The organism is Paucilactobacillus salsurae (assembly GCF_054784995.1).
Genome location: NZ_BAAHWX010000013.1, coordinates 1 through 20,681, shown reverse-complemented (window position 1 = coordinate 20,681; position 20,681 = coordinate 1). Strand labels below are relative to the sequence as shown.

Annotated in this window: 22 protein-coding genes and 1 pseudogene; 3 read left to right on the top strand and 20 right to left on the bottom strand. The window is 41.0% G+C overall.

All coding sequences use genetic code 11. The features are described 5' to 3' along the window. From ACYVQZ_RS08795 to mobQ, 12 genes are all read right to left on the bottom strand, one after another. Positions 1 to 471: a conjugal transfer protein gene (locus ACYVQZ_RS08795; protein WP_461241016.1), complete on the bottom strand. Its 471-nt coding sequence runs from the start codon at positions 469 to 471 to the stop codon at positions 1 to 3. Positions 472 to 473: 2 nt separating this feature from the next. Next, positions 474 to 842 (bottom strand): thioredoxin domain-containing protein, encoded by a 369-nt coding sequence (locus tag ACYVQZ_RS08790; RefSeq protein WP_461241015.1) that lies wholly within the window; start codon positions 840 to 842, stop codon positions 474 to 476. Beyond that, complete coding sequence (locus ACYVQZ_RS08785) at positions 829 to 1,446, bottom strand: hypothetical protein (protein WP_461241014.1); 618 nt, start codon at positions 1,444 to 1,446, stop codon at positions 829 to 831. The genes ACYVQZ_RS08790 and ACYVQZ_RS08785 overlap by 14 nt, the downstream gene beginning before the upstream one ends. Positions 1,447 to 1,459: 13 nt before the next feature. Next, positions 1,460 to 2,614, bottom strand: coding sequence for a phage tail tip lysozyme (locus ACYVQZ_RS08780; RefSeq protein ID WP_461241013.1), 1,155 nt, complete (start codon positions 2,612 to 2,614; stop codon positions 1,460 to 1,462). Continuing rightward, the gene (locus ACYVQZ_RS08775; RefSeq protein WP_461241012.1) at positions 2,615 to 4,033 is read right to left on the bottom strand and encodes a type VII secretion protein EssB/YukC; all 1,419 of its coding nucleotides are present in this window, start codon (positions 4,031 to 4,033) and stop codon (positions 2,615 to 2,617) included. Next, complete coding sequence (locus tag ACYVQZ_RS08770) at positions 4,026 to 6,041, bottom strand: VirB4 family type IV secretion system protein (protein WP_076633305.1); 2,016 nt, start codon at positions 6,039 to 6,041, stop codon at positions 4,026 to 4,028. Before ACYVQZ_RS08770 ends, ACYVQZ_RS08775 begins: the two co-directional genes overlap by 8 nt. An 11-nt stretch (positions 6,042 to 6,052) precedes the next feature. After that, positions 6,053 to 6,712, bottom strand: coding sequence for a TrsD/TraD family conjugative transfer protein (gene trsD / locus ACYVQZ_RS08765; protein WP_016381866.1), 660 nt, complete (start codon positions 6,710 to 6,712; stop codon positions 6,053 to 6,055). Further along, on the bottom strand, positions 6,681 to 7,043 hold the full coding sequence (locus tag ACYVQZ_RS08760) for a hypothetical protein (RefSeq protein ID WP_063846745.1): 363 nt from the start codon (positions 7,041 to 7,043) through the stop codon (positions 6,681 to 6,683). Before ACYVQZ_RS08760 ends, trsD begins: the two co-directional genes overlap by 32 nt. 20 nt (positions 7,044 to 7,063) lie before the next feature. Beyond that, the gene (locus ACYVQZ_RS08755) at positions 7,064 to 7,399 is read right to left on the bottom strand and encodes a CagC family type IV secretion system protein (RefSeq protein WP_063846746.1); all 336 of its coding nucleotides are present in this window, start codon (positions 7,397 to 7,399) and stop codon (positions 7,064 to 7,066) included. Between the two features lies 1 nt (position 7,400). Next, the gene (locus ACYVQZ_RS08750) at positions 7,401 to 8,015 is read right to left on the bottom strand and encodes a hypothetical protein (RefSeq protein ID WP_076633306.1); all 615 of its coding nucleotides are present in this window, start codon (positions 8,013 to 8,015) and stop codon (positions 7,401 to 7,403) included. A 38-nt stretch (positions 8,016 to 8,053) separates the two neighbouring features. Then, positions 8,054 to 8,365, bottom strand: coding sequence for a hypothetical protein (locus ACYVQZ_RS08745; RefSeq protein WP_076633307.1), 312 nt, complete (start codon positions 8,363 to 8,365; stop codon positions 8,054 to 8,056). Between the two features lie 84 nt (positions 8,366 to 8,449). Continuing rightward, complete coding sequence (gene mobQ / locus ACYVQZ_RS08740; protein ID WP_461241011.1) at positions 8,450 to 10,513, bottom strand: MobQ family relaxase; 2,064 nt, start codon at positions 10,511 to 10,513, stop codon at positions 8,450 to 8,452. 252 nt (positions 10,514 to 10,765) lie between these two features. On the opposite strand from mobQ, the gene ACYVQZ_RS08735 reads away from it, so the two are divergent. Together ACYVQZ_RS08735 and ACYVQZ_RS08730 are read left to right on the top strand one after the other, a co-directional pair. Beyond that, positions 10,766 to 10,993, top strand: a complete 228-nt coding sequence (locus ACYVQZ_RS08735) for a hypothetical protein (protein WP_003555660.1) — start codon at positions 10,766 to 10,768, stop codon at positions 10,991 to 10,993. A 22-nt stretch (positions 10,994 to 11,015) separates the two neighbouring features. Beyond that, entirely contained in the window at positions 11,016 to 11,294 is a 279-nt protein-coding gene (locus ACYVQZ_RS08730) for a hypothetical protein (RefSeq protein WP_461241010.1), read from the top strand. Here the strand turns inward: ACYVQZ_RS08730 and ACYVQZ_RS08725 are convergent. From ACYVQZ_RS08725 to ACYVQZ_RS08695, 7 genes are all read right to left on the bottom strand, one after another. After that, positions 11,284 to 11,964 (bottom strand): ATPase, encoded by a 681-nt coding sequence (locus ACYVQZ_RS08725; RefSeq protein ID WP_064658609.1) that lies wholly within the window; start codon positions 11,962 to 11,964, stop codon positions 11,284 to 11,286. The two genes, ACYVQZ_RS08730 and ACYVQZ_RS08725, sit on opposite strands and share 11 nt — an antisense overlap. Then, positions 11,961 to 12,146 carry a hypothetical protein gene (locus ACYVQZ_RS08720; protein ID WP_010620892.1) on the bottom strand — a complete coding sequence of 62 codons (186 nt, stop codon included), beginning with the start codon at positions 12,144 to 12,146 and terminating at the stop codon, positions 11,961 to 11,963. The genes ACYVQZ_RS08725 and ACYVQZ_RS08720 overlap by 4 nt, the downstream gene beginning before the upstream one ends. A 46-nt stretch (positions 12,147 to 12,192) precedes the next feature. Next, the gene (locus tag ACYVQZ_RS08715) at positions 12,193 to 12,474 is read right to left on the bottom strand and encodes a type II toxin-antitoxin system RelB/DinJ family antitoxin (protein WP_003660204.1); all 282 of its coding nucleotides are present in this window, start codon (positions 12,472 to 12,474) and stop codon (positions 12,193 to 12,195) included. Positions 12,475 to 12,723: 249 nt separating this feature from the next. Further along, the gene (locus ACYVQZ_RS08710; protein WP_434804504.1) at positions 12,724 to 13,833 is read right to left on the bottom strand and encodes a replication initiator protein A; all 1,110 of its coding nucleotides are present in this window, start codon (positions 13,831 to 13,833) and stop codon (positions 12,724 to 12,726) included. Positions 13,834 to 14,439: 606 nt separating this feature from the next. Beyond that, positions 14,440 to 14,688, bottom strand: a complete 249-nt coding sequence (locus ACYVQZ_RS08705; RefSeq protein ID WP_002825834.1) for a ribbon-helix-helix domain-containing protein — start codon at positions 14,686 to 14,688, stop codon at positions 14,440 to 14,442. A 13-nt stretch (positions 14,689 to 14,701) separates the two neighbouring features. Beyond that, entirely contained in the window at positions 14,702 to 15,508 is an 807-nt protein-coding gene (locus tag ACYVQZ_RS08700) for a ParA family protein (protein WP_010010267.1), read from the bottom strand. A gap of 96 nt (positions 15,509 to 15,604) precedes the next feature. Beyond that, positions 15,605 to 16,198, bottom strand: coding sequence for a recombinase family protein (locus ACYVQZ_RS08695; protein WP_076633313.1), 594 nt, complete (start codon positions 16,196 to 16,198; stop codon positions 15,605 to 15,607). A gap of 183 nt (positions 16,199 to 16,381) precedes the next feature. On the opposite strand from ACYVQZ_RS08695, the pseudogene ACYVQZ_RS08690 reads away from it, so the two are divergent. After that, positions 16,382 to 16,612, top strand: a pseudogene (locus ACYVQZ_RS08690) (transposase); the annotation flags it as partial. Between the two features lie 247 nt (positions 16,613 to 16,859). On the opposite strand, the gene ACYVQZ_RS08685 reads toward ACYVQZ_RS08690, so the two are convergent. Next, positions 16,860 to 20,681, bottom strand: a 3,822-nt coding sequence (locus ACYVQZ_RS08685) for a mucin-binding protein (RefSeq protein WP_461241009.1), incomplete at its 5' end; no start/stop codon positions are given.

Here is a 20,681-nt window from a genome sequence, read left to right as displayed (position 1 = left end):
TTAATCTGCCCCCTTCGCTGACTTTTCTCGATCCACTAATGATTTGAGAATTTCTGACTTGGTACTCTTGTTAAATGCTGTGGTGAGGTCTTTGGCATTGATACTAAAGTAATGGTCACTCAATTCTTTTAGATTACCCCAAGTCGCGCTCCCGTGGGTTTCAGTGTCTGCGGTTTCCCACGCTTTGTGCTTGCTATTGCGCTTCAAAGCAAAATAGATGGTGTATAGGACCACGGCGACACTGACAATAATTAGTACTGGGTTCTTTTGGCCCAAATACAAGTTGTAATAGTGCCAAGGGTGTAAAGCTAATTGTTTTAATACGGTTGGCATATGATCTGCAAATGCCAACTTATAGCGGGACAAGGCCATGACAGAGCCAGCTAAAATCTCCGCTAAATACAAGCCAATGATTAGCGTTAGTAGGTACGGCCAACTGGCTTTAATCACAGCTATGCTTCTATCTTTCATTGCTAATCACCTACGATTCGTTTAATTTGTGACTGCTTGGTACCGGCATACCGTTGCTTGCCATGAATCAAGGTTGGGACTGACGTTAATTGATATTGCTGAATGTAATGCCGATTCTTTGGCTGATTCATGTTAATCAAAATGATGTTGTGACTGATGACGTTGTGCCAATAGATTCGGTGAAAAATAGCTTGGCAATCCGGGCAATCATCACGATAGAAGAACAACACTTTTTCAGGGTGCTTAGCCAGCGTCACAACTGGCCGCTGTTTTTCCACGTGATTGACGTATTGATGACCAGTAAACCCGCTAACGGCTAAAACCACCACGATTACCGCTAGGGCTTTACCAACCCGCTTAATTAAGGTCACTGGCTTTGAAGCTACTGCCTAAGTTTTGGACTGCGGTGATTCGATTCGTGGTGGTATCGAAAGTCACTTGATAAAGTACCGTCGCCTTTTGCCAGTCGTTGTCGCCACTCTTACTTTCATAACTGACGACGGCCAAGCCCTTCATGTTTTGCCCCTGCTTACTTTGTGTATACAGGTTCAGCTGATCTAATTTGGCTGAAACACTATTGCTATCACCATACGTGCCTTTATTTGAAAAGTATTGCTGGTACAATTTGTCGGAAATCAAGTCTTTAACGCCATCTTTACGCTGACCGTAGGTCTTGGGCTTGAAGTTATTCATGACGTCAAAGAACTTGGTGACCACCGTATTAAAGCTCAATTCAGCCTGACTTTTGTCTTTATTATTTTGGTAGGTCTTATAACTGTCAATTTGGGTGCTCAATAACTGCTTTTGTTGATTAACTTTAGTCAATTGCCGGCTAACTTGGCGCTTCTGTTGTTGTAAGCGACTAATCTGTTGTTGTGCCTGCTTAATTTGGCTATGTTGATAGGCATTCGCCCCTAATGACATGATTAAGATCAAACTACCAATCGCAATACTTAAAACCATGCTGCGTTTCATTTGCTCGTCCTCCTTACTTCTTGATTGGCCGGGCTAACGTCACATCGCTACCGTTCAATAAGCTATAAAACGCGGTGCCAAATGTGCTTTCGTTAACCTTGTCGCCGACACCACCTTGCTCAATGATTTTGGTGGCTTTCCCTTGCCACTTGTCTAACAAGATTGCGGTGTGCCCATTGTTCCCGGCCCCGGCACCTTGATTAACAATCACAATATCGCCGGCTTTGGCGTCATTTTCACTGATCTGTTTCAGATATTGATGACTGCCTTTGGCGTCACTTGCCATCGTACCGGTAAACCAGCCCATGTTGGCCGGTACCTTGTAACCAGCTTTATTAAGCGCTAACCAGACAAAGCCCGAACAATCCGTCCCACCGGTTTTGTTAGGGTTCTTTAAATCGCTACCTAAATCGGGGCTGGGGTGGGTTTGCACATAGTAGAAGTCACCTTTCATACTTTCCGCATTTTTGACGATACTACCGCCGGAATAGCTCGGGTCACTATCACAACCTAGCTCGGTCAGATCGCCTGAACTCGCATTGTCTAAGGTATTACCGGCCACGGGATCACTTGTACCCAACACGGAATACCAATGATCGGCATAACCGTATCTTTGGCTTAAATACCATTGTTCCGGGTTCTTACTCATACCCTCGTAATCCATTAACCAAGATTTGGTCGCTTTATGCACGTCCGTATACTTAAAAATCTGCTTGTTTGACGCATAGTAACTACTGTTCAATTCTTGGTCGAGATAATCCAACTGCACCCCGAGATTAGTCGCTGGTTTGTTTTCTTTGTGGGCTAAGTCTTCCAGCTTATCCTTTCGACCGCCTAACCACTGGGCTAAGCCCGTGGCACCGGAACTTGAATTAACCGAATTGGGATCAAGGCGACTTTCCAGTTGTAAGACCCCCAAGATACCGGCGGCCGCTTGCGGGGTGGCGCCATACTTCTGTTTCCAGTGCGCATAGATATTTTTGGCATTTTCTGTCATGCTCTTACTATCCAATTGCGTCTCTGTGGTGGTTGAGTTATCACAACTGTTTTCTTGTAGCTGACCAGTAATCGCGGCAATCAGCAAGACGATTAGCAGAATGGCACCGCCCACAATATAAGCAATCAACTTCCACTTCTTTTTCTTATATTCAAGCGACAATATCTGCATTTAATCACCCACTTTGCGCTTGGCCTGATCAACTTGTTTTTGCGCTGCTGATTGGTCACTCTGCGCATTCTTTAAGTCCGACTTGGCTGAATCCACCTTCTTGTCTTTATCCTTATCTTTACTGCCATCAATCTTGTTGGCGTCATCTAACTTCTTTTGCGCGTCGCTAACTTCGTTCTTAGCGGCATTGAGACTTAATAGCGCTTTAAGATACTTGGCTTTAGGGCTGTTCACCCCAGCTAATTTGGTTTGGACGGTCTGGGCGTCTTGCGTATCGTTATGGGCTAGGAAGGCTTGTCCCATTCTCAATAAAACATCAGCGTTCGTCGTAAAGGATAATTGGTTATTGAGCGTATTGGTATCGTAGTTAACAATCGCTTTTTCGAGTTGCAATTGGTCTTTTTGCTTGCTCGTCGCCTTAGTTGGCAACTGCCAATCAGCCACTTGGCTACTATCTTTGTTGGCATAAGCCGTGTTAACAACCTTGTTCAACTGACTTGGGTCAACCTTTAAAGCTTGCTGGTACTGACCATGCTTTAAAAAGACATTGACTTGCTTAGTTGCAGGGTAGCCGGCCCGTTGCATATCTTTTTGCGCTTCTGACCACTTATGATCATTTAAAGCAGTTTGAATTTGGCCGCTATATTTTAATCGTGTGACCTGGGCTTGGTTCTGGTTAGCTAAGCTTTGATACTTTCGTTCGTCACTTTTATGGACTAAACCGACAGCCAAAACGGCCACAATCGCCACTCCGGCCACGCTCAACCATAAACGTTGTTTGGTTTTCTGTTGGGCCGTTTCAACTTCCTGCCATTCGTGATAACTTACAAAGTCCTCAATGCTGTTAACCACTTCCGTTAACTCATTTAACGACGTAGCTTTAGCTACTTGTTGTAAATAGTCATCAGGGTGTTTAGCTAGGGCTTCTTTAGGATTGCTTAGTAGCCGTTCATAGGGCGTCCCCGTCAAACAAAATAGAATCAGCGCTTTGTATTTAGCTAAATTGCTATGTTTGTCATCATAAGGCATGAGTTCATTGGCGCGATAGGCGTACCAAACATGTTGCATGGGGTAATACCACAGATTAGCTGGGTTCAATGCAACGTGATACTGGCTATCAGCAACCACCTTTTGCGCCATGATTTCTTTCGCAATGGCCGCCCGGATTGCCTTATTCTCATGTGGTAATTCCTTTAATGATCTGACCTTATCTGGCAAGGTATAAGTTAAAACGACCTTTTGGTCTTGCTCAACCACGTTAACCAACTGCAAAAAATTGGCATCAGCTTGCTTTAATTCGTTTAGCTCACTCAACTGGTCATATCGAAACTGATTGTGATTGAGTTCGAGAATTAACTTGTTCCCTTGTCGCTTGAACGTGCCGACCTCGATATTTAATAGCTGATTTGATTTACTCATTTAAAGTCCCTCCTTCCTCTTCGGTAGTGGTCAAGGCGTCAATTTCACTTGGCGTCAGGATCACGCGCTTTTGATAATCCGGTTGAATGGCTGTCTCACGGTTGTATTTTTCTTGGTAAGCTTCGGGATCAATTAACCGCAATTCTTCTTCGGTCAACTCGACACGCATAAAGGCGCGTTGGCTACCATAGATCATCAGGGCTTCACCTTGCCGGCGGCGCTCCAATAATTTCTTTTCTTTATCCGAGAACGTCATTCTCAACTTAGTAATCACATCATCAACGCCTTTACCGTCTAAACCGAAAAAGACTTTCGTATAGGAGTTACCAATAATGGCTTCACCTATATTTTGACCGGTATCAGTTGTTCCTTCGATCACATCTTGAATTTGCTGCGTTCCGGCAATGGCTCCGGCATTGTACTTTCTAAACCGCTTGTATGCTTGGTGGAAAAAGGTTGCGGCCGCTTTGTGCAAGGTCAAAAAGTGAAATTCATCAACAAATAACTTTTTGCGAGTATGACGGTCTTTGGTAATTTCGTCCCATAGATACTGAAAAGTATTCAGATAGGCCGCTGATTGGACTTCCTGTTCACTTTGTAGCGGTTTTAAATCAAAGGAAATGATTTTCCCTTTTAAGTTAACGTTGGTGTGGCCGTCAAATAGGCTGTTAGAGCCATGGGTATAACTGCCTAAAATATAGTAGAAGTCTTTAACCCGACCAAATTTGTCAGCGTCCTTATCAGCCAATTTTTCCAACTCGTCATAAACATTGGATAAGGTCGGCCACTGATCGTCTTTAATTTCTTTCAAGCGGCTGTATTTCAAAACGCCACTGTTGACGTAAGCTTGTTTAACAACATCATCAAGGATTGCCAGTTCAACTTGGGTAATCCCGGTTTTAAGGACTTCAAAGAACCCCTTTAATCGCTGGATTTTATCTTTGACTAGTAAATCAAGGTTCGTGACCGCCTCATCAGCGCTGAGGATTTCTTCGGAGAAAATTTGGAGCGGGTTAATTTTGTACTTAGCATTAGAAGTTAAGTGCAAGACTGCCCCACCCAGGGCTTCAACAATCTTGGTATATTCGTTTTCTGGATCAATAATGTAGATTTGATAGTCTTGAATGGCGTAGCGTAGGATTTTCTGAATCATATAGGTGGTCTTGCCGACCCCCGAGGTCCCGATAATCACTTGATTTTGATTTAGGGTCTTGTTGCGATCCAACATATCTACGGCAATTAAGCTGTTGGTATCTTTGTTAACTCCTTCAATATCGCTTCTCGGCTTTAAGTCCAGAATTTCAGCGTCATCAAAAGGAAACATGCTGCTGGCAACTTCGGTATTACTTTCTTTGTACGTGTAATCCCCCATGAGGTTCTCGTTAATTGGCATGGTTGACCAAAAAGCTTGGAACGTCGCTTTAACGGGCACTAGGGGCTTCATTTGTAGCTTAATCAACGTATTCTTGACGTTTTCGGTTAAATCGTCTAGCTCTGCTAAACTATTGGCCCGCAGATAAACCAGCATATGTTGATAGACAAATGTGGTAGAATTATCAAGGTATTTATCTAGTTGCATGTTGGCCGAATCAATGTAGTTTTGCAGAATCTTCTTTTTATACGGGTCGAACGTATTCAGCTTCTGCGCTTCCTTATTTTGAATCGTCTTCTTGTAATAGGTAATCATTGAATTGTTACTGGCGCTGTCGATATATTGCACAATATCGATAACGCCTTTTTTGCGCTTCAATTCTGATAACCAGTTGCCATACACCCGCTTAGGATAGTCGGCAATCGCTAACACCCGAATAAAATTCTCCCCCGACTGGACGTAAGTGGGGTACTGTTCCCAGCTAAACGGGAATAGTGAATGCAAGCTATCGCGATCAATCAGCTTGGTAAAGTCTTCAACCTCCGGCTTTTGCTTATTAACCGCTGGTTCACTATTTTGCTGACTTTCTTTCTTGGTTGGCATGAACAAATCAATGACCTTATCGCCAAAACTCATACTGTTGCCTCCTATCCATTGAAATTGATCAAGTTCTTTAAAATCTCTTGGACTTCTTGACTAGTCAAAACTTTGGCTGTCACATCAAAATCCGTTAACGCATTTTCAATGTCTCGTTTAACCTGTTCGATCTTTTCGTCTAAATGAGTGACCGCTAGGTTTAAGCTCTTAACACTTTTGTCTTTAATTGGCACCTTAACGATTAGCAGATGTTGCTTAGTTGTCATGTTTTTGGATTCTTGGACTTTAGTAAAGTGATCCAAATAACTGGCTATGAGCTGGATTTTGAACTGTTGCTCGGGGTGATCTTTTTGTAAAGCGAGATACCGCCGTTTGAGACCGTTTAGATACGCCGTCATATTGACGGGAATTGTCGGCTCTAAGAACTGTAAGGTGTCATCAACGCCTTCACCTAAGGTACTCATGAGAAAGGCGCCATAGTCCTCAAAAACGTCCTGTTGTTCGGTTTCATTAAGTAAATCAAGGTTGATCCCGCTAACTTCCAAAATGCCAACGAGATTACCTGTTTTGGTAACTTCGTAGTTACCATACATACCCACCACCAAGCTCATGTCATCAATGGTCTCTTTGCCACCATTGATTTTAGGCGGTTGGTAATCCCAATCGAGCTTTACTGATTTATTGGCGGTTTTGCTCTTTTTCAAACGCATTTAGTTCACCTCGCTTCTTCGGTTTTAAATAGAACAGCTTCTGACCATTGGCATAGCGGCGTTTCAGCTTAAAGCTATCCCGCACTTTAATATTCTTCCGCGCCGCAACTGGCCGAATTGTTAAAATAGCCATGACAATCGTCATGGCTAAGACAACAATCACTATTTTTATCAGGACTAAGATCAGACCATAGGGTGGGATTGCAATAAAAATTAAGCCCACTAGTCCTGCCAGCGCCGCATAGCCAAAATCCTTCAAGGTGTAGTCTTTCCAGATCCCGTAATCTTTATCTACGTTCTCTGGGAAGATAAATTCTTTTCCTTTCTTCATTTGGCAGGCTCCTTTTTAAATTAAGTGAATAGGCTGTAAACCCAAGGTAGTATCCAGATAATGGCCGCCGCCAAGGCAACTAAACCAGCTACTCGACCAACCGCGTGGTAAACTTCTGATTTCTCTCGCGGATCGTCTGCGTCAGGCATTCGTTTGATAATAATAAATAGCGCGACACAAATCCCAACTAAAACGACCAATCCGGTTAAAATGCCTTGAATCGTCTTACCAGCGCTGGTTAGTTTGCTTTGAACTTCGCCACCGCCCGCCGCAAAAACAACCTGGGCGTTCATTAAGCCCAAATAAATTGCAGTAGCTCCAGTAGTTGCTAACGCTTTTACTTTGCTGAACTTCATGTTATTCCTCCTTCCTATCGTCTTCTGATGTTCGTAATTGAATTTGTTCTGCTTGCGTTTCTTCTGGCTCACGCTGATAGAACTTGTTCAATTGTTCCTCGGCAATTTGCTGGCTTGGTAATGGATCGGTGGCTAATTTGACGCGACCATTTTCACTTGTGGCTAAGTAGTATTCTTTTTCAGACTGACCAAGTTCCTGCGTTTCCAAAACATGCAAATTATGTTCGTAACGTCCTAAGGCGTTATCAACTTCTAAGCCATAGAAGCCTAAGAAGCCTTCCAAGAAGCTCTCACCAAAAAAGGTCATTTCATTTTTAATTTGCTTATATTGATGGGTCGGTTTATCACTTACCAATTTTTCGGTCTTTTTAGCATTTTGACTGTCATAGTGGCGATTAAACCAGCCCCTAAGCTTTAACGGCTCAGTCTTCATCTGGCGTTTAACGGTCTTCTTAATCATTGCTTGCCGGACTTCGTCAATTGGCTGACCGTCTTGATCTAAAATTGCTTGTAGCTGTTTTGGATCAGTCAATGCTTGGTCATCATCAACCACAATCGCCTTTTGATCATCATGAACTAGCTTGCCATTAATACCTTGCCAGCTTTCTACTTTCATTGGATCACCTCCTTATGTTGTTTGTTGGGTTAGAAATATTAAACAACTAGCTTTCCCCTAACCCGCCCGGTAAAATGGATTATTAGGAGGGTGACACCTAGAAGGCGTAATTCTAGGTGCTGATCCCCGTTAGCAACTCTACTGCTGACGAGGACGCCCTCTTTTTTTGTTTGTTTCCTTATCCATTCAATGCCTTCCAATGAAATTAATTTGACTGTGCCGGTTTCCATTAAATATTCTTCGGGCATACTATTTGGGTGCCGCCTTAACCATAAGCTTACATATGATCGATCATGCCCTAGCTTGATACCGGCCTGAGATAAACTAATCCATTCGTGTTGTCTTGCCACATGCAGGTAACTCCTTTCTTAAATAATTAACTAAATTATAGCACCATTTGAACACACTTGTGTACATTTGTTTTTACATTTACATTACAAGTGCATACCACCATCTTCATGCCGGTTCCGGGTTTGATGTTGCCGTTGCTTTTTCGTCATTTCCCACTCAGTCTCCTTTAAACCTTGCGCCTGTTTTTGCCGTTGGTAATCTTCATCACGGGCATATAGGGCGGTCATGATTGCGTCACTAAAGGCCGTCTTTAAGTAATAGTCTGGACTAACTGGCTTGTAATTTAGCGGTTGATAATGCCCCATATTTGCTTTTCGGCACTGGTCGTCCTTAGCTTGTTGCTCTTTTAACTGCTTTCGGATTTTTTCAATCTGGCTGGTTTTAATAGTTGGATCAGCTTTACACTCACCAAGAAAAATTTGTTTCGTTCCGTCATGCTTTAAAACTCGTTGTAAGTGATGATTTTCTAACTGATCTAAGCTCAGCTGCCCCGACAAATAAGCTAACCCTAATTGATGTTCTTGGGTACTGAAAACCCTCGGTGGGTTTTCTTGCCATTGTGCCATTGTTTCGACTTTTAATGGCTTTAAAGTTGGATCATAGTACATCACGGCTGTATAAGCCTGTTCTTGTCTAACTAGTGAAAGATCATCTAAATCACCATTAGGAAAGGCTCTTTTCAATACCTCATGGTATTGCGTTTGAATGACTTGCTTAACTGCTATGATTGTCCGTAGGTCTTTGACTGCTCTCGTAATCTTTTGCTGTTCTGCTGGTGAATACTTTTCTAGTAGTCCTTTATCGACGTGTTCTAGGCTTTCTAAGCTATCGTCATGAATCATCAGCGTATATTTCAGTTCGATTTTGGCCTCTTTTTCTTGTTGCATTAATAACTTAAAACCAACGTATGGCCGCTTGGTAAAGGTCAATAATTGCTGGGTCAATAAATCATCACGAATATCCATTAAACGTTCGTTTAATTCACTGCCTTTGAAAACTGTTTGTTCGCTATCGGTTTCCTTAATTAATTCTCGTCTTTCAGCTTGCGTGGTCTGTTCAAAATTAAGCTCTGGATAAAGTTTTTTAGTCGTGCGATCAACCACTTTATTTAAGAGTTCATCTGCTTTTTTGAGTGAGCTTTCTTGTTGGTTAATTGTCAATAATTGTTTAGTCACATCTTCACCAACCGCATGTTTAATTAAGGTGCTGTTTTTCCAATTAAATAGCATGCGCCGCTTATCATCTAAGTTCTCCAAACTGATATAAGTTTTCAGTTCATGGCTTAACTCTTTAACTACCCGTTTTTCATTAAACGAGAAGTGTTTACTTAGGCTATCTAAATGACCTCTATTGATTACTTTTTCTTGGTTATTTTTATAACTGGCTTTGGCCTTGCGATAGTCCTTAACTTGTTGGTTAAATTCTTTTCTCTCATGCCGCTTGCTATTGATTCCCTCATGTTGCATTGGGGTATCATCTATTCCCTGCTCGATAAATGATTTTTCACTGATCCGATCCGGAATATTTTTTTGCTCTAAAACTTGATTTACACTAGCCGCCCAATTGTGCCGCCATTCAGTAATTTTTTCTTTTTTATCCCAATCAACCAGCCACACCTTTCTTGATCTTGGAAAACGACTATTTCCTGTATAAGTCTTGTTCCCATTTTCATCTAATATATTTTCTCTTTTACTTTTCAATCCCCATGCTCCGTCTGGATTAAATGGACGATTAGTCAGCATAACATGAGCGTGCGGATTATCTGGGTGATCTCTATGAATTGCTACGTCGGCAACCATACCCTCATCAACAAAATTTTCTTGTACATATTTTGTCAATAATTCTTTCTGTTCATCTTCACTTAATTCAACTGGTAAAGCCACGTTAAACTCTTTTGCATAGCGTGAATTTGCTCGCCGATCTTTTCTTTCGACTTCATTCCATAATTTCTCTCTATCACTCGCCCATGCTGGTGCATTTTTGGGGGTTAAAATAAAGCTTTCTGGCATGACTGACCGAGCATAAAAATAGCTTCGACCTTCTTTTTGATCGAATAACTTTTCACCACTTCTATAACTTGCTCCAGCAATTGCGCTTCTTCCTTTTCCCGCACTAATATTACTAAAGCTCATGTGAAATATTGCCATGTCGGTCACCACCTTTATTTGGGTTTATGGGTTTGCTTTTGTTGTCGCCAACGGCGACTTCTTATACAAGGGTTTAGCACAATAACACAACCAACTTTAGTTGTTGTGTGTAAGTGCGCATTGACCTCGTTTCACTCGGTCTTCTGATTCTCTTAACTTTAACTTAGTGTATGCCTTCCGCTTCGCTATTTCAAATTTTATCCTTTGACTTAACGTTTCTTATATGATATAGTTTCGGTAATTATTTCTAATATGATTGGAGGGATCGTTATGTCTCAAAGTAACCTAGAAAAACAAGAAGCTAAATTAAAAGCCCTTAATCAAAAAATTAAGGACGAAAAAAATAAGATTGAACAACGGCTAGGTAAACAAATCATCAGTCAAGCCAATTTAGATTATGCTAATTTGTCTAACGATCAGATTAAGCTTTTAGCCAAGCAATTTTCTGAATTTTTAAAGGTAAAGTCCGTAGATCATTAGCCATACGAGATGGGGAAATTCCATGTCTAATAAATATGAAAAACTAGTCGATCAACAAGCGCGTTTAAAACAAAAAATTGAGCGGGAAGATTTTAAATTACGGCAATCTAAATACTATGAAAATCGGCAAGCCCGCAAGGCCCGTTCTCGCCGATTAATTCAAAAAGGGGCTTTATTAGAAAAGTACTTTCAAGCTAATAACCTCTCGGTCGAACAAACCGAAGAGCTTTTAAAAACATTCGCCGATTACGTTAATGCCCATAAACCGGATAAATTAAAAAACGATCAACCTAATAACTAGGCCGATCGTTTTTATTTTCTGGATCATTTTTAGGCTTTACTTCTGGGTTTTGATCTGCAAAATTTTGTAACTGCTTTTGCACCTTTTCTGGATAAGTAATATTTTGGTTTATCCAAGGAAAATGCCTCAAATCGTTCTTAAAAACTTGTCCCTTCTCTCTTGCATAAACAGAGGTAAACTTTTCGCTATTATCATAGATCATGACCTTATCAGATTTAAAGGCCACTAATGGCAAATTATGTTTGGATTGCTGATAACGTTTCTTGATCGTTGCTACTGGGACACCATGGCCACCTTTTTGTACCCGTTCGTTGACCCTTTGGATAGCTAAATTTTCATCTCGCAAAGCAACATACAATAAAGTCACTTCAAAGCCATTTTTGTGAGCTTTGTCAATCAAATTGAGTTGAGCTTTGCCTCTACCTGCCAGTGTTGTTTCTACGTGAATACTTTGCTGGTGATCTAAAGCATAGTGTAGTTGTTTGATTTCTTCTTTCATGGCTTTTAAGTTGTCACTGTCTTCATGCCAATCGCCACCCATTTGTCTTAAAATTTCATCAGCGTTAATCCGTTTTGTTTTGTCAAATAAGCTGGGAAATGTATCGTATAGCGTACTTTTTCCTGCTCCGTTAATACCAGCAACAATTATATATTGGGGTTTATCTATCAACGGACAAAGTCCTTTCGCTTAATAACCTCATCTTGCCTTTTATCTAAAAAGTAGGTATATAAAGCGTCATATACTTTGCGCTTTTCTGGGTCTGGCTCATGTAATGACTTATCAAGTAAATCTTTTAAATCAGTTTCTTTGGCAATTTCAAAAAAGTCATTAATTGTGATTGTATCTTTCATGTTCATCACACTTCCAAGTTATTAATTTATTTAATCTGATAAGCCATTAGTCCTCATCTGGATCATTGAGCCAATCAGCGACTTCTTTAGCGTCTTTGAACTCTGTTACTGGTGTCTCTTTGGTAGCCTTTAAAAAGCGTAAATTAGCTCTTTCTTCTTCGCTTAAAGACACATTAAAAGGTAAGGCACCATTAGCAACAATCCGCTTATAAAACATATTGATCGCGGTAGTTGGGTTTAGACCTAACTGGCTTAAAACGGCTTCGGTATTATCGGCCAATTCTTTGTCAATCTGGACTTGTACGCGTTTCTTTTCCTTAACTGCCATGATTTTCTCGCCCCCCTTTATTACTACTCACATTATACTACCTTTTGATTACCTTATCAATAGATAAAGCCTTGGCCTCAAATCACTTGAGCTTGGCGTTGATCTAAAGGCTGAACTTTTGAGCTGGTTAGCTCTGGCACTCATTTAAAAGCCCCTATTCTTCTGTTTAAGTCATTTAAATCTAACTTGATTATAAAGAGGTTAGTAAGCCTTAAAACCGCTTAGAAAGGATTTTGTAGCCTTTTAGGACTAGTAGTACAACCCACTGTTATCGTTGTCGGCCAACTTTTCTTCTTCGGGGTGTTTGGCCGCATATTCTCTAGCCGCTTGTTTATTCCACCAAACGCCAAATAGGTTTTGCATGGTGCCATACAAGTAGTTCTCCACGTTTTTAATGTGCTTTTCATTGCTTCTTAGGGCGTTAAAGTAGCGTCTTAGTGCTTTAGTCATCAAAGGTTTAAGTTCTTCATCATCAAGTGGAATTATGACGCCAATGTCCTGATGATCCTTTTCAACTCGATATTTAGCATTCAAGATGATACCAATAAACCGGCGCATTTGTTGCGGGGTGCGGCACCAGAAACTAAGTAATTGCACGGCTTCTGGTTCTAAGAAAACCGGTAAGCCACTATCTTCATCAGTTAAGAAATCATTAGCATGGTTCACTAAATCCTTGTTTTGCTTTTCTAGTTCTGCTGGTGAGAATTGGGCTGTGGAAAAGTCCAACTTTTGAGTATCTATATTGTATCTATTAGTATCTAAATTATTAGTATAGTCTAGATCTTGTCTCTTTTTGAGAAGTCCGCTTGTACCAAGGGATTCAGAAGTATCAGAAACGGTATCATGCGGGTTTCTCTTTTTGAGAAGTCCGCTTGTACCAAGGGGTTCAACGGTATCATGCGGGTTTCTCTTTTTGAGAAGTCCGCTTGTACCAAGGGGTTCAGGCGATTTTAATGGCTCTCGCTTAATATAAACGTCTTTTGCTGTTACTTCCAAATCTGCCAAATATAATCTATTTGGTTCGTTTTTGCCTGATCTTGGATTAAACCCCATATGTTTTTGATACAAAAGGTTCGCGTCCATTAATTCGTGTTTAATCTTATTGATTTTATTATTTGACCAGTTTCGTAAATCTTTTAGTTCATTGTTTGTGTATATGAAATATACGTTGTTATTTTCGTCAACCCAATTATTGCTTAGTGAGTAACTTAGACGATCGCGTAACACCGAATAAAGTAAAATGGCACTATCGCTAAGATCCTTATATTTTTCCCCTTGGAGTAAGATCTGCGGCAAAGCGTAAAACTTTACTTCATAGGCCCTTTTAGCATTTGTAAAGTTGAAGTTTGATTGATCCATAATAAAAGCTCCCTTTCTTAACTGACACACGTCGTCTTAAAGAGAGTTGCTAAAACATCTGACTTGTTTTAAAATACAAATCTGATATGCTTTAACTGAATTACAAAGCGAACATTGGACGTGATCGGCTTTGTAGATTCACCGGCATGTGTCTATTCTGGGTTGCCCATACGGCAACTTTTTTTAATTTCTAACAACAAAAATGGACTAAATAGCATTGGTTAGCCACTTAGCCCATTGGATTCAATTTGTTTTTAACTATCCTTCACTTGTCCCATAGGACTGGTTTGCGGTATAATTAACCTACAAATTAAGAACAATGTTCAGACGATTTTAACTTGGCGGTCTAAATCGTCTGAATCTAAGTAGCTCGCTATTAGCTACTTGCTAAACCTAAAATCCCCGATTCCTCGTGAATCGGGGATTTTTCTGTTTAGCTTGATCTATTTATTCGGTTGTTAAATTAATCTTAGTCTAGCATAGCGCTTACCTACAGGCAACCGTATTTGGTTTAGTGCACTTTACTAGTTTTTACCTAATCACAAATTAATCAAGCGAACAAATTGCGTATTTACTTGTTTGATTAATTATTTATTTATTTAACTGCTAAATTGCATCTATGATTGAAGCTAAGAATTCTGAACGATTTTTAAATCCGTTTTTTCGGGCAGCCGTATCCATTTTTTTAAGTTGACTTTCAGTAATTGAGAAGGTCACAGATCGCTTACGCTCTACTTCCTTTCGGCTGATATTTTTCAAAAATGCGACTGCATCTTTCTTGTTGTCTTTCAATGTAGTTTCGTAACTTTCTCTCATTTCTTCGTCTTTTTTATGGTTGAATGAATCTAAACTCATAATCTAACTCTCCTTACTTGGTTTTATTTGCTAATTCTTGAAAAAGATGATCGGCGTGTTCTATGAACTTTTGATTTTGCTTTAAAATGGATTCATCATGATTGGCTAATTCAAATATTGAAGCGTGCCTTGCAGTAGCTTTATTAAAGAGCTCTCTTTCAGGAATTATAGTTGCGACTGTTTCATCGCCTTCTATGTGTTTTAGCAAATCGCGAGACATGCTTGTATTATGTCTAATCATATTACCGATAAAGAAAAGCTTTGCGTCAACGTAAGTTTCGCCAGTTCGATAGTCAAAAAGTGATTTTCTGAATTTTTCGAGTCGTGTTTCTAGGTCAAACTTGGCATTGTAGCCATGTTCACTGGGTGTAATGGGACTAAGCAGGTAATTACTGATAGCAATAGCGTTTTTAGTGATGGTGCTAAAATCTGGGTGCGTATCAATTAAGATATAGTCATAGTCGGTTAAGCTTAATGAATCGGAGTTGTTTTTAAACCACATGAACAACATCATTTCTTTGTTACTGTTATTTTCTAGATAACTTCCTAAAACATCTAGGTCTATAAAACCGGCTATTAAATCTAGATTCGGTCCGACACTGTCAATTTTTACTTTTTGAGCATTGTCATTTTCTTTAAACGCTTCAGCGATGGTATTGTTTCGTCGTGTTTTTTCAAAAACGGTTGTTAAATTGCACTGATGGTCTAAATCTATTAATAGAACCTTCTTACCATGTTTGGCTAACCAATCACCATAATTTAAAGTCAAGGTTGTTTTACCAACACCACCCTTGATAGCAGTAAAAGTAATAATCTTCATCTTGATACCTCCTTCATCTAGCTTAATTATATCATTAGTAGACAAATAAATAAACAAACAATTTATTAAATAATTAAGCTGACAATTAACTCATTTTTAAAGCTCATTTTTAAAGATTCTATATTTTTTGCGATATCTGATAAAGGTCGTCCGTTTAATCCCTGTATTACGGGCAACATCTACATCACTCATGCCTGTCTGATAAAGTTTAAAAGCATGTTGCAAGCGGGGATCGTCTTGGGTGTATTGGGGTTTGCGTCCATGATATTTGCCCTGCTGCTTGGCCAGAAAAATCCCTTGTTGTTGACGCTCAATAATCCGCTTACGCTCACTTTCAGCCTGGTACTTATACAGTTCAATAATGAGATTGGTCATGAGTTGACGTAAGTTGGGGTCAGCAATCCCCGTCATGGACGGTAAATTCAACACATCTAGGGTGGCACCCTTATTTTGAATGGAGTTCATGATCTGAGTTAAATCCTGGTTGTTTCTGCCTAAGCGATCTAGTTCAGTGACCAGGACAATATCACCCTCACGAATATAGGCCAGCATTTTTTGCAGTTCAGGTCGATTGGTGTTAGCCCCACTTAATTTATCCGTAAATAATTTATCAACGCCTTTTAAAGCCGCTAACTGTCGATCTAAATGTTGCTCCTTGGAACTCACGCGCGCATAACCGATTTTAGCCATTTTCAGTTCTCCTTTTGGACAGTTCTAATGAACATCTGTAATTCCTAGTATAGCACAGAAATAAAAAAGACCATTAGGGCATACCCTAGTGGCCGTTTTTGATCCATTATCAATGGCTTTTTAAATTAGGGCCTAGTAATTTTGGAATGGAAATACTTTCCAACACCAAAAATTCTAGACCCAGAGCGCCTGAGTAACCTCATCAAGACCTACAGGTCGTGCGGTGAGCCAATGGACATCGCCATTGCCACACTGAGGAAAAACCTCAGAGGCGTTTTGAATGCTTCTCAAACCAAGCTTTCAAATGGCCCACTAGAAGGCATTAACCGTAAGATCAAAGCACTAAAGCGCAGCTGTTATGGATTTGCCAATCAAGAGCGCATGTTTGAACGGATCTACCAACTGATTGCCTAGAAAAGTCAGTGTACGACACCCCGGGGAGGAGTGTGCCCAAAAACAGGGCTACAGAGCATAATTGCGGCCATCTGACTTCTCAAACGGAGTTTTTCGGTTCAATAACAAAAAGCCCACTCCGAAGAGTGGACCTTTCAAAAGATAAAAACTATTAATCAACACCATTTGACACAGAGCCAGAATAATAATATTCTTCAGGGCCCTCTTTAAATAATCTATATTCACTACAGATATATTTATTTAATGGTTAATCATTACGACGTTTCTTGATACCAAGAAAACCGAGTAAACTTCCAAATGCCAACAAAATACCAATAAATGACATTGTTTGACTTTGACTATTGTTTTCACCAGTTTGAGGTAATTCTGGTGAATTAACAGCACCGTTGTTAACTTTAGATCCTGTATTAGTCGACGTATTGATTACTCCATTGTTAGTACCATTACCTGGCTTCCCCGGTTGATTGAGCCCAGTGCCGCCATTGTTATCTGTTGCGGGGTTCTTCGTGTAAACATAGGTAACAGTCTGATCCTGATCCGTAAAGCTCCCCGTAGGGTTCCCTTGGACTTCTTTGAAGGTGTAGCCTGGCACATCCTTTTGGGTCGTTGAATATGGATCGCCTACATTACCAGAAGCAATAACGTCGTCAGCGATTGGATTGCCGTTTTCATCAACATACTTAGCTGTGACGTTACCGCCAGCAACTGGAGTCTTGGTATAGGTAACCGTGAATTCTAAGTCCTTTGAGTCCCCATTAACTGTTTGCTTGTCAATTTGCGCCTTGTCAGCTGTATAACCCTTTAATTCAGGACTTGTGACTGCGGCAAAGCTTTGATCTGCTGACCAAAGACCATACGTCTTTTCCCCAGTTACTGCGTCAGTTGAGACTTCACGCGTAAATTCAACCGGCTTGGCCACATAATCATCATGAGCTGTCGTACCATCTTTGTAGACGTAATGGATAGTTTCATTAATCGTCTTGCTTTCAGTTGTAATAGTTGGCGCATTCTTAGCATAAACCACCGTGAAATCAAGATCACTGGAGTCACCACTCACAGTTTGTGACCCAATTTCAGCCTGTTCTGGCGTATAACCTTTAATAGCTGGACTAGTCACGGCCGCAAAACTTTGATCAGCTGACCAAGACCCATAGGTCTTTTTACCAGTGACCTTGTCGGTCGTTACAGTACGCGTAAAGTTCAGTGGCGTTGCTTGATAATCATCAGCTGCTTTGTCACCGTTCTTGTAAACATAATGGATGGTCTCATTGACAGTTTGACTTTCACTTGTTTGCGTTGTGCCATGTGTCAAATGAACCTCGAAACTTTGAACGGTACCATCTTGGTTATAAACCACACCATTAGTTGGATAATTGTCTGAGACTAATTGATACCCTTGTTTTTCATAATCGGCGATGGTGTCACCCGTCCGATAAGGATCAGTTGAGCCATAATTGCCAGTCAAGTCCTTGGCACTTAACGTCTTACCAGTTGTGTCATCAATGTAACTGACATTCGCTGTCTCGGCATTTGGTGCATAAACAATTGTCTGCACATCATCCGGACTATCCTGAGTCAAACCTGTGACTGTCTTACTGCTTGCCTCACTAGCTGTATAACCTGCAATAACTGGTGATGTCTTCGCATCAAAACTAGTCTTATTATTCTCGGCGAACCAGCCATCATCTTTAACAATCTTGCCAGTTACTTTGTCAACTTCGACCTGATGGTCAAAGGTTGTCGTATCCGTTTTATCAGGTGCCGCTGTTGCGCCATTAGAGTATTGATAATGGATGGTTTGGTTAACCGATTTGGTCAACGAATCCTTATCTGTGCCCGTAGGCCACTTTGGCCCATCCGGATTGTCTGGGTTAATTGGCGTCCCTGGTGTCTCTGGCTTACTTGGGTTTACTGGTACTACAACATGATCATAGTAAACATTCACCGTCGCGTCTTTGTCACCTGGGTTGACTGTTGTTTGTTCCACAGTTGCCAGATCCGGCGCTGTGTAACCTTCACTGCTTAAATCTGGTGAGGTTACTGCTGCCCAGTTCGTATCACCGCCCTTAGCGATCCATGCTTTGCTGCCATCAGTTTGGTCAACTGTGTTACCACCAGTCGTTGAATAGCCAATAATCTGACCCGTTACTTTGTCAACTATCGCCGTCCGGTTATAGGTGACTTGTTCCGTAACTTGTTTGGCAACTACCGCTTTTGTTTGATTGTCATAGTAGTTGACTGTTCTGGTAATGGTTTGGGTCAATGAGCTCTGATCCGTGCCCGTAGGCCACTTTGGTCCGTCCGGATTGTCTGGGTTAATTGGTTCTCCTGGCGTTTGTGGGTTGTTAGGACCAACTGGTGTTGTTTCATGAGTCAAGTGAACTTCAAAACTTTGAACCGTGCCATCTTGATTATAAACCACACCATTAGTTGGGTAGTTATCTGATACTAATTGATAACCTTGGCGTTCGTAACCGGTAATGGTTTCGCTCGTCCGATAAGGATCAGTTGAGCCATAATTGCCAGTCAAGTCCTTGGCACTTAACGTCTTACCAGTTGTGTCATCAATGTAACTGACATTCGCTGTCTCGGCATTTGGTGCATAAACAATTGTCTGCACATCATCCGGACTATCCTGAGTCAAACCTGTGACTGTCTTACTGCTTGCCTCACTAGCTGTATAACCTGCAATCACTGGTGAAACCTTGGCATCAAAACTAGTCTTATCATTCTCGGCGGACCAGCCATCATCTTTAACAATCTTGCCAGTTACTTTGTCAACTTCGACCTGATGGTCAAATGTCGTGGAATCAGTCTTATCAGGAGCTGCTTGTGAACCATCGCCATATTGATAATGGATTGTCTGGTGAACATCAGTTGTCAGCGAATTCTTATCAGTCCCAGCTGGCCATTTCGGACTATCTGGATCATCTGGATTAATTGGCGTACCTGGTGTTTGTGGATTCGTTGGATTTACTGGGACCACGTCGTGGTCATAGTAAACATTAACTGTAACATCCTTATCACCTGGGGTAACTGTCTGTTGAGCAACCGTGGCCAAATCCGGTGCCAAGTAGCCTTTGGAACTCAAGTCAGGAGAAGTGACAGAATCCCAATCAGACTTATTATCAACTGCAGTCCAAGCTTTATCACCATCAGTTTGGTCAACGGTATTACCACCTGTTGTCGAATAACCAATGATTTGACCAGTTACTTTATCAACAATGGCGGTACGGTTATACGTAACCTGTTCAGTAACTTGCTTAGCGACAACTTTGCCAGTCTGCTTATCCAGGTAATTAACAGTTCTAATGACTGTCTGAGTAACAGAACTCTTGTCAGTTCCTTCTGGCCACTTTGGTCCATCAGGATCATCTGGATTAATTGGCGTACCTGGTGTTTGTGGATTATTCGGACCAACCGGCGTTGTGCCATGAGTTAAATGAACCTCGAAACTTTGAACGGTACCATCTTGGTTATAAACCACACCATTAGTTGGATAATTGTCTGAGACTAATTGATACCCTTGTTTTTCATAATCGGCAATGGTGTCACCTGTCCGATAAGGATCAGTTGAACCATAGTCGCCAGTCAAGTCCTTAGGGCTTAAGGTTTTACCAGTCTTATCATCAATATAGATAACCTTAGCAGCTTCTTTGTTAGCTACGTAGGTCACTGTCTTTTCAATATCGGCACTATCTGCGGTAATACCTGTAATCGTATCAATTTGAGCTTGATCTGGCGTGTAACCCTTAATAGCTGGACTAGTTACGGCCGCAAAGCTTTGATCGGCCGACCAAGACCCATAGGTCTTTTCACCAGTGACCTTGTCGGTCGTTACAGTACGCGTAAAGTTCAGTGGCGTTGCTTGATAATCATCAGCTGCTTTGTCACCGTTCTTATAAACATAATGGATGGTCTCATTGACAGTTTGACTTTCACTTGTTTGCGTTGTGCCATGTGTCAAATGAACCTCGAAACTTTGAACGGTACCATCTTGGTTATAAACCACACCATTAGTTGGATAATTGTCTGAGACTAATTGATACCCTTGTTTTTCATAATCGGC

Bases quoted from the DNA above. Each gene is read 5' to 3' on its own strand.
- ACYVQZ_RS08785 (WP_461241014.1), bottom strand. From the start codon at position 1,446: ATGAAACGCAGCATGGTTTTAAGTATTGCGATTGGTAGTTTGATCTTA.
- ACYVQZ_RS08735 (WP_003555660.1), top strand. From the start codon at position 10,766: ATGATTGGAGGGATCGTTATGTCTCAAAGTAACCTAGAAAAACAAGAA.
- ACYVQZ_RS08720 (WP_010620892.1), bottom strand. From the start codon at position 12,146: ATGAAAGATACAATCACAATTAATGACTTTTTTGAAATTGCCAAAGAA.
- ACYVQZ_RS08760 (WP_063846745.1), bottom strand. From the start codon at position 7,043: ATGAAGAAAGGAAAAGAATTTATCTTCCCAGAGAACGTAGATAAAGAT.
- ACYVQZ_RS08780 (WP_461241013.1), bottom strand. From the start codon at position 2,614: ATGCAGATATTGTCGCTTGAATATAAGAAAAAGAAGTGGAAGTTGATT.
- ACYVQZ_RS08795 (WP_461241016.1), bottom strand. From the start codon at position 471: ATGAAAGATAGAAGCATAGCTGTGATTAAAGCCAGTTGGCCGTACCTA.
- ACYVQZ_RS08750 (WP_076633306.1), bottom strand. From the start codon at position 8,015: ATGAAAGTAGAAAGCTGGCAAGGTATTAATGGCAAGCTAGTTCATGAT.
- ACYVQZ_RS08695 (WP_076633313.1), bottom strand. From the start codon at position 16,198: ATGGCTAAAATCGGTTATGCGCGCGTGAGTTCCAAGGAGCAACATTTA.
- ACYVQZ_RS08755 (WP_063846746.1), bottom strand. From the start codon at position 7,399: ATGAAGTTCAGCAAAGTAAAAGCGTTAGCAACTACTGGAGCTACTGCA.
- ACYVQZ_RS08770 (WP_076633305.1), bottom strand. From the start codon at position 6,041: ATGAGTTTTGGCGATAAGGTCATTGATTTGTTCATGCCAACCAAGAAA.
- ACYVQZ_RS08775 (WP_461241012.1), bottom strand. From the start codon at position 4,033: ATGAGTAAATCAAATCAGCTATTAAATATCGAGGTCGGCACGTTCAAG.
- ACYVQZ_RS08700 (WP_010010267.1), bottom strand. From the start codon at position 15,508: ATGAAGATTATTACTTTTACTGCTATCAAGGGTGGTGTTGGTAAAACA.
- mobQ (WP_461241011.1), bottom strand. From the start codon at position 10,513: ATGGCAATATTTCACATGAGCTTTAGTAATATTAGTGCGGGAAAAGGA.
- ACYVQZ_RS08730 (WP_461241010.1), top strand. From the start codon at position 11,016: ATGTCTAATAAATATGAAAAACTAGTCGATCAACAAGCGCGTTTAAAA.
- ACYVQZ_RS08715 (WP_003660204.1), bottom strand. From the start codon at position 12,474: ATGGCAGTTAAGGAAAAGAAACGCGTACAAGTCCAGATTGACAAAGAA.
- trsD (WP_016381866.1), bottom strand. From the start codon at position 6,712: ATGCGTTTGAAAAAGAGCAAAACCGCCAATAAATCAGTAAAGCTCGAT.
- ACYVQZ_RS08705 (WP_002825834.1), bottom strand. From the start codon at position 14,688: ATGAGTTTAGATTCATTCAACCATAAAAAAGACGAAGAAATGAGAGAA.
- ACYVQZ_RS08710 (WP_434804504.1), bottom strand. From the start codon at position 13,833: ATGGATCAATCAAACTTCAACTTTACAAATGCTAAAAGGGCCTATGAA.